Annotated in this window: 10 protein-coding genes; 4 read left to right on the top strand and 6 right to left on the bottom strand. The window is 45.8% G+C overall.

Annotated features, from left to right (window positions below; genetic code table 11):
* Positions 1–52: 52 nt before the first annotated feature.
* The 3 genes from uvrB to D1151_RS06745 form a co-directional block, all read right to left on the bottom strand.
* Positions 53–2,029 (bottom strand): excinuclease ABC subunit UvrB, encoded by a 1,977-nt coding sequence (uvrB, locus tag D1151_RS06755; RefSeq protein WP_161908383.1) that lies wholly within the window; start codon positions 2,027–2,029, stop codon positions 53–55.
* Between the two features lie 327 nt (positions 2,030–2,356).
* Positions 2,357–3,229 carry a YitT family protein gene (locus tag D1151_RS06750; protein ID WP_160202044.1) on the bottom strand — a complete coding sequence of 291 codons (873 nt, stop codon included), beginning with the start codon at positions 3,227–3,229 and terminating at the stop codon, positions 2,357–2,359.
* 5 nt (positions 3,230–3,234) lie between these two features.
* Positions 3,235–3,714, bottom strand: a complete 480-nt coding sequence (locus D1151_RS06745) for a YbaK/EbsC family protein (RefSeq protein WP_160202043.1) — start codon at positions 3,712–3,714, stop codon at positions 3,235–3,237.
* Positions 3,715–4,035: 321 nt separating this feature from the next.
* Here D1151_RS06745 and D1151_RS06740 point away from each other — a divergent pair, with 321 nt between their 5' ends.
* Together D1151_RS06740 and D1151_RS06735 are read left to right on the top strand one after the other, a co-directional pair.
* Positions 4,036–5,451 (top strand): sodium-dependent transporter, encoded by a 1,416-nt coding sequence (locus D1151_RS06740; protein ID WP_160202042.1) that lies wholly within the window; start codon positions 4,036–4,038, stop codon positions 5,449–5,451.
* A gap of 245 nt (positions 5,452–5,696) precedes the next feature.
* The gene (locus D1151_RS06735; RefSeq protein WP_160202041.1) at positions 5,697–7,094 is read left to right on the top strand and encodes a sodium-dependent transporter; all 1,398 of its coding nucleotides are present in this window, start codon (positions 5,697–5,699) and stop codon (positions 7,092–7,094) included.
* A gap of 61 nt (positions 7,095–7,155) precedes the next feature.
* Here the strand turns inward: D1151_RS06735 and D1151_RS06730 are convergent, their stop codons facing one another.
* Positions 7,156–8,253: a M20 family metallopeptidase gene (locus tag D1151_RS06730; protein WP_161908382.1), complete on the bottom strand. Its 1,098-nt coding sequence runs from the start codon at positions 8,251–8,253 to the stop codon at positions 7,156–7,158.
* 60 nt (positions 8,254–8,313) lie between these two features.
* Between D1151_RS06730 and D1151_RS06725 the strand changes: the two genes are divergently transcribed.
* Entirely contained in the window at positions 8,314–9,219 is a 906-nt protein-coding gene (locus tag D1151_RS06725; protein ID WP_160202039.1) for a LysR family transcriptional regulator, read from the top strand.
* Here the strand turns inward: D1151_RS06725 and D1151_RS06720 are convergent.
* Positions 9,191–10,588 carry a YfcC family protein gene (locus D1151_RS06720; RefSeq protein ID WP_161908381.1) on the bottom strand — a complete coding sequence of 466 codons (1,398 nt, stop codon included), beginning with the start codon at positions 10,586–10,588 and terminating at the stop codon, positions 9,191–9,193. The genes D1151_RS06725 and D1151_RS06720 overlap by 29 nt on opposite strands.
* Positions 10,589–10,796: 208 nt before the next feature.
* On the opposite strand from D1151_RS06720, the gene D1151_RS06715 reads away from it, so the two are divergent.
* Positions 10,797–11,957, top strand: coding sequence for an NADP-dependent malic enzyme (locus D1151_RS06715; RefSeq protein ID WP_160202037.1), 1,161 nt, complete (start codon positions 10,797–10,799; stop codon positions 11,955–11,957).
* 74 nt (positions 11,958–12,031) lie between these two features.
* Here D1151_RS06715 and nifJ read toward each other — a convergent pair whose 3' ends face one another.
* Complete coding sequence (nifJ, locus tag D1151_RS06710; RefSeq protein WP_161908380.1) at positions 12,032–15,559, bottom strand: pyruvate:ferredoxin (flavodoxin) oxidoreductase; 3,528 nt, start codon at positions 15,557–15,559, stop codon at positions 12,032–12,034.
* Between the last annotated feature and the right edge of the window lie 143 nt (positions 15,560–15,702).

Genomic DNA, 15,702 nt, shown 5'->3' with positions numbered 1-15,702 from the left:
TCTATGTTACGTCTAGTCTATACCGACGGTTGCGCCGCAAATCACGCCAACCTTATGACAGCCGGCTCTTATATTCAAATATCTGGTCACGCAGCTGCGCCGCACGTTCAAACTGCAAGTTCTGCGCAGCATCCTTCATTTCTTTTTCTAATTCCTTTACGTAATCCTTCAGTTCCTTCTGGGTCATTTCTATCGGCTTCTTGCCCTTATATCTGCCCTCATCCTCTGCTGGTTTGGTTGCCTCAATGACCGCGCGGACTGATTTCTGTACACTCTTCGGCGTAATTCCGTGTTCCTCGTTATACCTCGCCTGAATGCCTCTTCTTCGCTGCGTCTCGTCGATTGCCGCCTTCATAGCTTTGCTGATATAATCTGCATACATAACAACCTTGCCATCTACGTTACGAGCGGCACGGCCGATGGTCTGAATCAGTGAAGTCTCCGTTCTGAGGAAACCTTCCTTGTCGGCATCCAAAATTGCCACCAGCGATACCTCCGGAATATCCAGTCCCTCTCTCAGCAGATTGATGCCAACCAGCACGTCAAACTCTCCGAGGCGTAAATCCCTGATAATCTCAAGGCGTTCCAAAGTATCCACCTCCGAATGAAGGTATCTGACTCTGATTCCAGCATTGGTCAAATAGGTTGTCAGGCTCTCTGCCATCTTCTTGGTCAAAGTGGTGACAAAGGCACGTTCTCCCCTGGCAGCAGTCTGTTTCAGTTCGCCAATCAGGTCGTCAATCTGTCCTTCGGTCTTTCGCACTTCAATCGGCGGGTCCAAAAGACCTGTCGGTCTGATAATCTGCTCTGCTGTAATGCCGCCGGCCATTTCCTTTTCATAAGGTGCCGGCGTGGCGCTGACATACACTGCCTGATTGACAAGTCCCTGCCATTCTTCAAACTGCAGCGGTCTGTTATCCAGCGCTGACGGCAGTCTGAATCCGTACTCTACTAACGATGATTTCCGCGATCGATCCCCTGCATACATGGCACGAAGCTGCGGCAGCATGACATGAGACTCGTCTATCATCAGCAGAAAATCATCGGGAAAATAGTCTATCAAAGTATACGGTCTGGTGCCCGGCGCAAGGCCATTGATATGACGGGAATAGTTTTCGATTCCCTTGCAGGTGCCGATTTCTCTGAGCATTTCCATATCGTATCTGGTTCTCTGCTCAATTCGCTGGGCTTCCAGCAGTTTGCCCCGATCCTTAAACCAGCGCACTCTCTGCTCCAGCTCGTCTTCTATGGTAACCAGCGCCCGCTCCATGTTCTCCTTGGAGGTAACATAATGGGATGCCGGGTAAATTGCGATGTGGTTCCTAAGTCCCAGAATTTCTCCTGTCAGCGGATTCATCTCTTTAATACTCTCCACCTCGTCACCGAAGAGTTCTATGCGAACTGCCTTATCGGACCCTGCCGGAAAGATATCGATGATATCTCCCCGCACGCGGAAGGTGCCTCTCTCAAATTCCAAATCGTTTCGGGCATACTGGATGTCTATCAGTTTGCGCAAAATTTCATTGCGGGGCTTCTCCATCCCCGGCCGCAATGAAATCATCTGATTTTCATAATCAAAAGGGCTTCCCAGTCCATAAATGCAGGAAACAGATGCCACGATGATGACATCGCGCCGCTCGGCCAAAGCTGCTGTTGCCGAGTGGCGCAGCTTTTCTATTTCGTCGTTGATATCGGAATCCTTCTCAATATAGGTATCGGTAGACGGCACATACGCCTCCGGCTGATAGTAATCGTAGTAGGACACAAAATACTCTACCGCGTTCTCTGGAAAAAACTCCTTAAACTCACCGTGAAGCTGAGCTGCCAGCGTCTTGTTATGAGAAATAACAAGGGTCGGCTTCTGTACCTTTTCTATGATGTTCGCCATGGTAAAGGTCTTTCCGGAACCGGTGACGCCCATGAGTGTCTGGTGCTTCTTTCCGTCCAGAATCCCGCTGACCAGCTTATCTATTGCCTGTGGCTGGTCACCCATAGCATTATATTCTGATACTAATTTGAATTGACTCATGAAAGTTCCTCCCCTATGAATCAGTCTTTGTCTTGAATATCTTTGGAACTACTGTAAAAAACAGCAATTTAATCTGTTTACCCAAAAGAGTTCCTTCTTAATCTTAATCTAATAAAAAATTCTTTGCAAGAATGAGTTTATTATACCATAAACTCATCGCCTTTGCAAACAAATGTTCGTTTTTCTTTCAATTTGCTCTAAAGGAAGCCATCTCAAAGTGGAACGTAAAAATCCGCACCATAAGACCTTATTGGTTCATAAATGGTGCGGATACCGTTTAAGGAAAATGGTGCAGTCATGCATCCCTTTTTTGTATTTAAATATATGTTAGTCGTTAGGTCTGTTATAGAACCAGCCGCCAATTTGTTCCGTCTTAATCACGTTAACAAACGCGCCCGGATCAGCATCCATAATCGCTGCAAGAACTTTGTTTACCTCTTCACTGGAAACCACAGAATACAGCATATTCCGTTCTGTTCCCTGATAACACCCAATTCCCTTAAAATGGGTTGCGTCATGGTTGGTAATCGCCTTGATCCTACCGTAAATTACATTGGGCTGCTCCGTGATAATCAGCAGCGTATGCTTCTGATATCTTTTGTACAGCATCTGTATAACCTGCGTAGAGCAAAACTGAAAAATAATTGAGTACAATGCTTTATCAAAACCGAAAAGAATGCCTGCCGCAACAAGAATACACACATTGCCCATAAAGATATAGTTCCACGCGTCAATGCCTTTCTTCTGAGAGAAGTAAATGGATATGAAATCGGTACCACCTGCACTGGCCCCCACGTAAAGCGCCAGACTGATTGCTACACCGTTTAGAATGCCTCCGAAAATGCAGATCAGAAGTACATCATAAGTAATTGTCACAGCTGACAGAATATCCGTCATGAAACTGCTCAATACAATCACATAAACGGAATAAAATGTAAATCGTTTTCCCAGATACTTAATACCTATATAAATAGGAACCAAATTCAGCGGAATATACAGTACCGTATACGGAATGGACAGTCCCAGAAATGTATCCGCAATCTGCTGAAGCAGAATCGTAATTCCCGCAAAGCCTCCAGGAAACAATCCCCCGGTTCGAACAAAGCTTCTCAGATTAAAAGCGTAAAGGAGTGCCCCTGCCGTACAGAAAAGAATTCTTCGTAATTCTTTTTTTGTTCTCTGTTTTTTTGTCAGTTCCATGCAGTTTACTCCTCCTCTGGCAGTTTGCTTACATCAATCCACGCTTCTGACTTGGAAAACCCGAAAATCTCATCGCAAGTCAGTTCGATGGCACTGTTTGCACTGCCGCAGGCAGGAAACACCGTCTCAAATCGTTTCATAGACACATCACAAAAAATCCGCACTTTGGGATTTTCGACAGCAAAAGCACAAACGCCGCCAACGGCATGTCCTGTATAGAATTCCACTTCTTCAGCAGACAGCATTTTTGCCTTAAATCCAAAATAGTCCTTAAACTTCCGGTTATCTACCTTCGAATCTCCCGCCATCTGAATCAGAATACAGCCGTCTTCACTTTTGAAAGACAGCGTTTTACAAATTCTTGCGCCCGAAACACCTACCGCATGAGCCGCCAATTCCACAGTTGCACTAGAAACGTCAAACTCCTGAATTCTATCTTCTAGTCCATATTGCCCAAAATATTCTCTCACTTTCTCTATTGCCACAAGTATACCTCCTATAAAAAGCTTTCTAATTAGTATACGTGAAATCTATCTAAATCTCAATAGTTACCAATCAGAAAATTTCTGTTTCCCATATCAAACCTTCTTGTCCTAAAGTCATATTACATGTAATATATGCCAGATTGTGCATTTTTGTGTCACCGAACCAAAAAACCTTTCTTTTTTGGTGGTGTTTTTTCAATTATCAGATTTTTCTTTGTTCAGATGTGTATACATGTTGACTTTTTACCCATCTTTCACATATAATGAAGCTGTATAAGTTATTTTTATGCATTTATTTTATCCTAATTAGGAGGTAGTTCAATGGACAACAAGAACAACAAAGGCTTTAACAGTAACTTTGGATTCCTGATGGCTTCCATCGGATCGGCTGTAGGTCTGGGTAACCTTTGGTCCTTCCCGTTTAAGATGGGTAACATGGGTGGATTTGTATTCCTGCTCTGTTATCTGTTCTTCCTGGTAGTCGTAGGTTATCCGCTGCTGATGGGTGAATTTGCCATCGGTCGTAAAACAGGCAAAGCTGCAATTGAGGGCTTTGAAAACACAAACAAGAGTTTCAAGATTTTTGGTATCATTGAAACAATCGTACCTTATTTCCTGGTTGCATTCTACTGCACATTCGGCGGATACATCACCAAATATCTGGTTGCATCCATCGGCTGGTTAGTGGGTGCCGGCGATCTTGGTACCGCTAATGCCGGTGAATACTTCAGCGGTTTCATTTCCAGCGGTATGCCGGCAATTCTCTACATGGTAGCTTTCTGGGCACTGACTGTACTTATCGTTTATCTGGGTACATCCGGTATTGAGAAATTCTGTAAGGTAGCCATTCCTGCCCTGATTGTATGCATGATTATCATCATTATCAGAGCAGTTACTCTGCCAGGCGCAGGCGAAGGTCTCGCTTTCATCTTCAAGCCTGATATGAGCGCATTTAAAGGCACTGGCTGGATTGGTGTTCTGGGCGCTGCAGGAAATCAGTGCTTCTTCTCACTGTCACTGGCATCCGGTTGTCTGATTGCATATGGTGCTAAACTGAACAAGAGTGAAAACCTAGAAAAGAACGCAGCAATCGTAGCTGTTGCAGATACTCTGGTTGCGGTTATGGCTGGCGTCTGCATCTTCCCTGCAGTATTCGCATACGGTCTGGAACCGGGTGCAGGTCCTGGGCTTCTGTTCTCCACTATGGTAACTGTATTCCAGAACATGGGCGCAATCGGTCCTATCTTCAGCGTAATCTTCTTCCTGCTGGTATTCTTCGCAGCACTGTCTTCCTCCATCGGTATGATGGAAGGCGGTATCCAGGCTATGGTAGACGCACAGGAAAGAAAAGGCAAGATGGGCGGAAGAGCAAAATGCGTTGCCCTGACTGCAGTAATTGCTCTTGCTGGTAACTTAATCGTAACCGGTGATGGTCTTGGTTCTTCCGGTTGGTGGAATCCGCTGGCTGCACTCCTTGGGCCTGAAGCTGATAAGGTATGGCTGGACTTCTTCGATTTGTTTGCAGAAGGTCTGCTGATGCCAATCGGTGCTACCGGTATGGCAGTCATGCTTGGCTGGACCAGACTGAGATTCCTCGACGAGGAAGTTTCAGAAGGTTCCGACTTCAAAACAAAAGGTTTCGTACATTTCTGTCTAAAATGGCTGGATCCAATCATCTGCGGTATTTTGATTATCGTATCTCTAGACGGATTCTTCGACTTCACAGATTTATTCTAATAAGACCACATACATATGCACGATTTGCATAAACGACGCAGAAACCGGGATTCTTCTCAATCCCGGTTTCTGCTTTCTTTCGTCTATTTTCATACATTAAAAGGAATCCAATTTTATTCAGTTTTTTATGTCATATAACAAATTTCCAAAAGGCTTTATGTTATGATTGACAACTTCACTACAGCCAGATATAATGGTAGGACAAACTATATATTTGCAATTATCAATTAGGAGGACTTTATCTCATGACACAACAACAAGGTAAAGGTCAATGGGCGAGCAATTTCGGCTTTCTAATGGCCGCAATCGGCTCCGCTGTTGGTCTTGGCAACTTATGGGGATTCCCGTACAAGATGGGAATCAGTGGAGGATTTGCTTTCCTCATCCTGTATCTAATCTTAGTCGTACTGGTAGGCTACGTAATCTGCCTTGGTGAGCTTTCTCTGGGAAGAAACTCCGGCAAAGGTGTTGTCGGCGCTTACGAAGCATTAAGTAAAAAATATGCGTTTATCGGATGGTTCGGATGGATTTCTCCGCTGCTGATTCTGGGCTTTTACTGCATGCTGGGCGGCTACTGTCTGAAATACGCGATTGCCAATATCGGAGATCTCTTTGGTGCAGGCTTTGGCGTTGGATCCACAGATAGCGGTGAATTTTTCGGTACATTTTCCACCGATATGGTGCAAAGTTCTGTTTACACCATTATCTTCGTCGCGCTGACTATCTTTATCGTTCGCGGCGGCGTTTCCAGCGGTATTGAGAAGTTTACCAAAGTGGCTATGCCGGCGCTATTCGTATGTCTGCTCATTGTTATCGCAAGAAGCGTTACCATGCCGGGCGCAGCTGCAGGTCTGGAATTTATGTTTAAACCAAACTGGGACGTATTCCAGGGCGCAGGCTTTATCAATGTTCTTGCCGCAGCAGGCGGTCAGATGTTCTTCTCCCTGTCGCTGGGCATGGGCATCACTGTTACTTACGGTTCTTATATGACAAAGGACGCCAGTCTGGAACGCAGCGCACTGATTATTCCACTTGCAGATACGATCATCGCCATCATGGCAGGACTTGCCATCATGCCAGCAGTATTCGCTTCCGGTCTTGATCCTAAAGGCGGTCCTGGTCTGCTCTTTGTAACACTGCAGACTGTATTCTCTGCAATGGGAGGAATTGGTCCAATCTTCGGATTCATCTTCTACGGTCTGGTATTCATCGCAGCTATCACCTCTTCCATCGCTCTGCTGGAAGCTGTCAGCTCCACCGTCATGGACAAGCGCGCAGAAAAAGGCAAACCGATTGACAGAAAACTGGTTGTAACTATTATGGGTATTATCGTAGGTCTGGAAGGCGTTTTCGTAGCGCTGGATGGACTTGGCGGCAATGGATTCCCGCAGATTTTTGGTCAGAGCACCTGGCTTGATTCCTTCGACTTAGTATCCGAGGGTATTCTCATGCCGCTGGGCGCATGCTACATGGCAATCATCCTGCCGACAGAACTGGTAGACAAAGAAGTGACCCTGAACGGCAACAAGTTCAGAACCCAGAAATTCTTCGATTTCTGCATCAAATTCGCAGCGCCGCTGCTGATGGTTCTGGTTCTTCTGGGACAAATCGATACCTTCTTTAAAATGGGTATTTTCTCATAATATAGACCACAAAGATGCCGCATGGTTGAAAACCGACGCGGCATTTTTTTAATTAGGATATTTATAGTTGTACAATCAGTCGATACATCAGTTCCAGTCTTTTTTCGATGGTGTCCAGTTCCAAATACTCTCCGCTGCTGTGCATATCGTTACCCACAGGTCCGCATCCACAAAGAGTCGGCACACCCAAACTTGCGATGTGATTAGCATCTGATACGCCGCCGGTATCTATCCAGCAAATACTCTGCCCCAAACCGGACGCTGCCTGGTTCATCTTCTGCATTAGATGCTCTGTTACCTCCGACGGATTCATCGGCATTACCACATCTTTAAACACCACCCCCGCACTCACACCGGAAACCACAGGATTCTGCTGCAAACGAGAAACCGTCTCGCGAATCCGCTCAATCTCTCCAGGGTTCTTAAAACGAATGTCAAGCTTTACCTGTGCATGTTCAGCTACTACATTAACTGCCGTGCCGCCGGACGCAATTCCCGCTGTAATCGATGTACCTGCGTCAAAATCCTGCAGCGCCGTCAGTTCTGTAATCCAGCGTGCCATTTCCACAAGGGCATTGGCCCCTTTTTCCGGCGCAACCCCGGCATGGGCAGCAATCCCCTGAAAAGACACTTCCAAATCTGCGCCGCCTTTTCTGCTTCTGACAAAGCCGTTGTTTAATCTTCCCGGCTCAAAAACAAAGGCATATCGGGTATGTTTTGCCAGTCCCTGCAGCCAAGTCTTAGAACGCCCTGAACCGATTTCCTCATCACTGTTAAATGCAAAGCAGATTCGAAGTTCCGGTCTTTCCTCCCGAAGGCGCTGCGCCAGATGTATGGCTAAAATCAGCCCCGCTTTCATATCAGCAACGCCCGGTCCATAAGCCAGATTACCTTCTTCTCTGTACGGTCTTTCTGCTGCAGTTCCTTTCGGAAATACTGTGTCCATGTGACCGACAAACATCACATCAAAATCCTTCTCCGAATGTGTCCTTGCCTCAATGCGTGTATCCTCATCGAAGGTTTCCACCAGATAGCCTTCGTCTCTCAATCGGTTCGCGAGCATTCTGCCTATCACGGCAATATCCTGCAAATTCTCGCTGCTGCTGTCCAAATTTACGATTTCCGCAAGTTCTTTGCGGAATTGTTCCATATTCCACATATACTTTTTCCTTTCCTTTTTTCAAAATTTATTATATACTCCTTTTAGGAGGTAAACAATATGAAACTCAATCAGCTGTACTACTTCAAATGTGTGTGCAAACACAGCAATATCACAAAAGCCGCGGAAGAGCTGCATATTTCGCAGCCTGCCATCACCCGTTCCATCCATGACTTGGAAGAAGAACTGGGCGTCACTTTATTCACCCGTACCAACAAAAATGTTTCTCTAACTAACGAAGGCAAGCTGTTCTTGTACCGTTCCTCCGAAATCCTGTCAAACCTCGATTCACTGACCGATGAAATGCGTGATTTAGGATATCTGCGCCGCACCAGCATTCGCATCGGTGTGCCGCCAACTATTGGCACGCTGATTTTACCACGCCTGCCTATCATTGCCGCAGAGCAGTTCCAACTGGAGCTGGAAATTTCTGAGCTCTCCTCCTATGATGCGCTCACTGCAATAGAAAATGACAACCTGGATTTTACAATCTGTCTTCTTGGCGATCAGGAATATCCGATGCTGGAGTATTATGTGCTAAAAGATACATCTCTCTGCTTCTGCACCAACATCAACCATCCCCTAGCAAAAGAAAAGCAAATCAAAATCGAACAGCTTGCAGATGAAAAAATCATTTTCTTTTATCCTGGCGAACTGATGCAGCAAACCTTTGAGCGTCATTCCGTCACACCAAAATATATTCTGAAGTCCAATCAAATGCTGACAATCTGCAATTATCTAGCTGCCAATCTGGCGTCAACCCTGCAGTTTCCGGAAGCTTTCGCCCATTACCCGCAGATTACCGCTGTTCCCCTCTCAGACAATATTCCGCTGCCGATCTGCCTGATTAAGAAAAAGGGAAAGCGCCTGGCAAAAGGCGCCTCCCAGCTTTATCACTATATCGGTACGCACTCCGAAGATTTATTCACACCTACGCTTAAAACGGACCATAGTTTATCGCTGTAGCGATGATCATGAATACCGCGCAAATGCAAACCCAAATGCCCATCAGCGGCGCAATATATTTCACCCATTTCTCATAAGGAATGTGCGCTGCAGCAAGACATCCCATCAAAACAGACGAAGTCGGAATGATATTGTTGGTAAAGCCATCGCCAAACTGAAATGCCAGTACAGCGGTCTGTCTTGTCAGTCCCAATACATCGGCAAGCGGCGTCATCAACGGCATCGTCGCTGCTGCCTGTCCGCTTCCTGACGGGATAAAGAAATTGGTAATTGCCTGCACAAAAAGCATTCCTACCGCAGCAACGCTCTTTGGCAAATATGCAATCACACCTGACAACGCATGTAATACGCTGTCGATAATCATACCGTCGCTCATGACCATCAGAATAGTTCTGGCAACACCTACGACCAGCGCGCCGAAAACAATGCTCTTTGCACCATTGACAAATTCTGTCGCTATTTTACTTGGACCGAAGCCTGCTAAAATTCCGGCACCGATTCCCATAATGACAAACATAGCAAACAGTTCTGTCATGTACCAGCCATAATTGAATGTACCAAAAATCATAATGCTAAAGCAGATTGACACCCACAGAAGAATCAGAATGTCCCTCTTGTTCATTTTTTCTAATGTGTCCAAATTCATGCTCTGTCCATGCTCTTCCACTTCCAAATCACGCACATAAGACAAAGTCGGATTCCCCTTCACTTTTTTTGCATAGCGAGATACATAAATCACTGTAACTATCAACATCACAACCCAAACTGCTATTCTGAGGCCATATCCAGAGAAAATCGGCAATTCTGCAATACCCTGAGCTACACCTACAGTGAATGCATTCATGATACCAGAACTGAATCCGATGGATGCCCCCAGCATAACAATCGACATGCCTACGATGGCATCATACCCCAGTGCCCTTGCAAGTGCAATTCCCACCGGCACAAAGATAATCGTTTCTTCATTTATTCCGAATGTAGCACCTGCCAGAGCAAATACTGCCATAACTACCGGAATCAGTAATTTTTCTTTTCCTCTGGTTGCCAGTGCAAGCTTGCCGATACCTCTCTCAATAGCACCTGATGCCATAATGATGTTGAACATACCGGCAGTGCAGAAGATAAAGAAGATAACATTCGCACCATCGTTAAAGCCTTTCGGGATTTCTTTAAATAAGTCAAAGAATCCGATTGGGTTAGCATCAACTGCATGATAGCTGCTTGCATCCACAACCGTTCTTCCATCAACCTCTACACGATCGTATTCACCCGTCGGTAAAATCCACGTACAGACTGTCATAATCAAAACAACAATTGACAGAATTACATATGTATGCGGCACCTTAAAACGTTTCTTTGTTTCTTTCATAATAATTGCTCCACCTTTCTTTTGAATTGTCTGATAATTCCTTTTACGATTCTATTAGGCCTCTGCTTTTAATATTTGTAAAATACTAAAAATTTGATTTGCCATAATTTTTAATTATGGCAAACTGTTTTTTCGGTATTTTACGAAAAAAGCAGATAGCACTATACTATAGGCAAATAAATCCGATACACGGAAAGGAGCTAATACTATGAATTACGGTGAGAAGTCACTGCGCCTTCATGAGGCCGCTCATGGAAAAATTGAAATCACGCCTACTGTTTCAGTAGAGAACGGAGAAGATCTTTCTGTTTACTACACACCCGGCGTTGCCGCACCCTGCCTTGCAATTGCAGAAGACGAAAAGCTGGCGTCCAAATACACGGCAAAACCCCGCACTGTCGCTGTTGTAACGGATGGTTCCGCTATTTTAGGTCTTGGCAATATCGGAAGCCTTTCCGGACTTCCCGTTATGGAAGGAAAAGCCGTACTGTTTAAACGCTTTGCTGATGTGGACGCGTTTCCCATTTGCCTTGCGACGCAGAATCCGGAGGAAATCATCGCAACCGTCAAAAATATCGCGCCGGGTTTCGGAGGTATTAACCTGGAGGACATCGCTGCACCCGCGTGTTTTGAAGTCGAACAGCGATTAAAAGAAGAGCTTTCCATTCCTGTCTTTCACGATGATCAGCACGGAACTGCTATTGTAACCTGTGCTGCCCTGCTCAACGCGCTCAAAGTTACCGGCCGTACTCCTGAAAAACCCAAAGTGGTCATAAACGGTGCCGGTGCTGCAGGCTGCGCAATCGCTGAAATGCTGTCAAAGCTTGGATTTTCACAAATATTAGTCTGCGACAGTAAGGGCATTATTTCTGCCAGTCGCCCGCTTAATCCCGCAAAAGAAAAACTGCTGACCTTTACGAACCCTTTAAACCAGTCCGGCACTCTAGCAGACGCACTGAGTGGAAGCGATGTCTTTATCGGTGTTTCTGCGCCAAACTGCGTTACTGAAGAAATGGCAGCTTCCATGGCAGAGGATTCGATTATTTTCGCTATGGCAAATCCAAATCCGGAAATACACCCGGATGCAGCAAAAAAAGCCGGCGCTGCCGTAGTCGGTACAGGCCGTTCTGATTTTCCCAATCAAATTAACAATGTGCTGGTTTTCCCTGCTCTGTTCCGCGGCGCGCTCGACGCCTGTGCGGAAAAAATCACAGAAGAGATGTGCATAGCAGCAGTTCAGGCGCTTGCAGCAGTTATCCCCGAAGAAGAACTATCCGCTGACTATATCATCCCAGATGTATTTAACCCGAAAGTTACAGAATACATCGCAGCGGCAGTCAGCGAAAGTTGGCAGAAAGGGGTAAAATAGATTTGAACCAAAGAGAGAACCGATGATTCGGCTGATGCCGTCATCGATTCTCTTTTTATCGAAAGCCTTAGAGATTATTCTTCCGACAATTTTTTGTAGTTTTCGTATTTTTCACGAGCGTCTTGTTCTGTCATTTCAAAGAGCTTATCCGCTTTCTGCGGAAATTCCTTCGCCAGGGAAGAATATCTGTTCTGACCCATGATAAAGTCTTTGAACGGTTTGCTAGGCGCCTTGGAATCCAGAATAAACGGATTTCTGCCCTTTTTCTTTAAATCAGGATTGTATCTGTAGAGATGCCAGTAGCCAGATTCTACAGCGTCCTTGATGTTCTCCTGAGATTTGCCCATGCCTTTCTTGATGCCGTGGTTGATACAAGGCGCATAAGCGATAATCAGAGATGGTCCATCGTAAGCTTCAGCTTCAGCGATTGCTTTCATGAACTGGGCTTTGTCAGCGCCCATGCCTACCTGCGCTACGTATACATAGCCGTAGGACATTGCCATCATGCCGAGGTCTTTCTTCTTGATTCTTTTACCAGAGGCTGCAAATTTTGCAATTGCTGCTGCCGGTGTCGCCTTGGATGCCTGACCGCCAGTGTTGGAGTAAACCTCTGTATCGAATACCAGTACGTTGATATTTTCGCCGGAAGCCAGTACGTGATCCAGACCGCCGTAGCCGATATCGTAAGCCCAGCCGTCACCGCCGATAGCCCAGATAGATTTCTTTACGAGGTAATCCTTGTATCTTAAAATTCTGTCACAAAGCTGTTTCAGCACTTCGTCGGTAGTCTTCATATTCTCTATTGCATCCAGAACCTTCTGGCTGGCTGCAATAGATTCTTCGCCGTGGTCCTTGTATTCTAACCAGTCTTTGAAAGCGTCTTTCATTTCGTCATCGATATCCAGCTCGAGAAGCGCTTTCATGTTGCTTTCAATCTTGTCGCGGATCTGTTTGGTTGCCAGAACCATACCGTATCCAAATTCTGCATTATCTTCAAACAGGGAGTTTGCCCACGCAGGTCCGTGTCCCTTTTCATCCGTGCAGTATGGTATGGACGGCGCAGATGCGCCCCAGATGGAGGAACAGCCTGTCGCATTGGCAATCATCATTCTGTCGCCGAAGAGCTGTGTGATAACCTTCAGATAAGGCGTTTCACCGCAGCCTGCACATGCGCCGGAAAACTCGAAGTAAGGCTGGAAGAACTGACTGCCTTTTACGCTGGTCTTTTCAACTGGCAGGTCTTTTTTCTTGATGGTCATAGCATAATCCCAGTTGTCTGCTTCGTGAACCACATCGGCATAAGCTTCCATCTTAAGTGCCTTTTCCTTTGCTGGACAGATGTCTGCGCAGTTGCCGCAGCCCATACAGTCAAGAGCAGAAAGCTGCATCCTGTAGTGCAGTCCGTCAAGCTGTGCGCCCTGCGCTTTGATGGTCTCAAAACCTTTTGGCGCTGCTGCCAGTTCCTCATCATTGAGCAGCACAGGTCTGATTGCAGAGTGCGGGCAGACAAAGGAGCACTGATTGCACTGGATACATTTTGTTATATCCCACTTCGGCAGATGTACAGCTACGCCGCGTTTTTCGTATCTGCTGGTGCCCAGAGGGAAAGAGCCATCCGGGTGATTGATAAAGGTGCTGACCGGAAGATCTTCGCCTTCCTGTTTATTCATCGGAATCAGCACTTCTTCTACGAATACCGGCAGATCCAGAACCTTTTCTTTCGGATCTTCTGCATCCAGCCAGCTTGCCGGAATCTCGACCTTCTGAATTGCGTTGATACCTTCATCAACAGCCTTCCAGTTCATCTCGATGACCTGTTGACCTTTTTTCTTGTATGTCTTTTCGATACCTTCTTTCAGATATTTGATCGCATCATCTACAGGAATTACTTCCGTCAGTTTGAAGAAAGCTGCCTGCATGATCATGTTGATTCTGCTGCCAAGACCGATGGCTTCACTAATTTTCCATGCGTCGATGGTATAGAAGTTGATTTCTTTCTTTGCCAGTGCGCGCTTTACGCTTGCAGGCAAATGTTCGTCCATTTCCTCCGGTGCCCACAAACTGTTGAGCAGGAAGGTGCCGCCCTTCTGCAGATCCTTCAGCATGTCGTACTGTCTCAGATATGCCTGGTTATGACAGGCAACGAAATCCGCTCTGTTAATGCCGTAAGCCGACTTAATCGGATTTTTACCAAAACGCAAATGAGAAATGGTTACGCCGCCGGACTTTTTGGAGTCATACGCAAAATATCCCTGTGCATATAAGTCAGTCTTATCACCGATAATCTTAATGGCTGTCTTGTTAGCGCCGACTGTACCGTCAGAGCCCAGACCCCAGAATTTGCATTTGATGGTGCCTTCCGGTTCTCTGGAAATGCCCACGGTATATCCCAGGGAATGCCCGGTTACATCATCTTCGATTCCTACGGTAAAGTGGTCTTTCGGATGCTTGTGATACAGATTATCAAAGACCGCACGAATCATACCCGGCGTTACATCCTTGGAGCCCAGACCGTATCTGCCGCCGTAAACTTCCGGTGCATACTTTTCGCCGTAAAGCATGGTCTTAATATCCTGATACAAAGGTTCGCCGATGGCACCCGGTTCCTTGGTTCTGTCCAGCACTGCAATTCGCTCAACAGTCTTTGGCAGAACATCCATAAAATATTTCTTTACGAAAGGACGGTAAAGTCTAACCTTAATCAGACCAACCTTGTGACCGTCCGCAAGAAGTTTTTCCATGGATTCTTCGATGGTTTCGCAGACAGATCCCATCGCCACGATTACGTTCTCTGCGTCAGGCGCACCGACATAGTCAAAAGGCTTGTACTTGCGACCGGTTACCTCGCCGATCTTATCCATGTATTCTACTACGATTTCCGGCAGCTCATCATAGAACTTGTTGGAAGCTTCTCTTGCCTGAAAGAAGATATCCGGATTCTGTGCAGTACCGCGAATCATCGGATGTTCCGGGTTGAGCGCTCTCTTTCTAAACTTATCGACTGCATCTAAATCGATTAACTTTCGCAGTTCATCGTACTCGATGGTTTCGATTTTCTGAATCTCGTGAGAAGTTCTGAAACCGTCAAAGAAGTGTACAAAAGGCAGACTGCCTTTGATTGCCGCAAGGTGCGCTACAGCACCCAGGTCCATAACCTCCTGCACAGAACTTGAAGCCAGCATTGCAAAGCCTGTCTGTCTTGCTGCCATAACATCGGAATGATCGCCGAAGATACAAAGGGCATGACTGGAAACAGTTCTTGCTGCTACATGAAATACTGCCGGCAGCATTTCGCCTGCAATCTTGTACATATTTGGAATCATTAAAAGCAGCCCTTGTGACGAAGTATATGTAGTCGTCAAAGCGCCTGATGAAAGAGAGCCGTGCACTGTTCCTGCAGCGCCCGCCTCAGACTGCATTTCCGCAACTCTGACAGTTTGTCCAAAAATATTTTTCTTGCCATATGCTGCCCATTCATCTACCACCTCTGACATTGTCGATGAAGGTGTAATCGGGTAAATAGCCGCCACATCGGTAAAAGCGTAGGAAACCTGCGCTGCTGCGGTGTTGCCGTCCATAGTTTTCATTCTTTTTTTAGTCATAAGATTTTCCTCCCATTCTCTCTTCTCATTTCTAAAAAATAGTTTTAAACTCTAATTTTTTGTAATAAAAATCGTAATGTATCTACTTTAATACAGAAAAGTAACTTTGTCAAGATTGTACAACTAAAAATACAATATACATA

Origin of the sequence: Emergencia sp. 1XD21-10 (genome assembly GCF_009936045.1) — a bacterium.
GTDB lineage: Bacteria > Bacillota > Clostridia > Peptostreptococcales > Anaerovoracaceae > Senimuribacter > Senimuribacter intestinalis.
The sequence above is the reverse complement of the archived record's forward strand: the minus strand, read 5'-3'. Positions and strand labels throughout refer to the sequence as shown.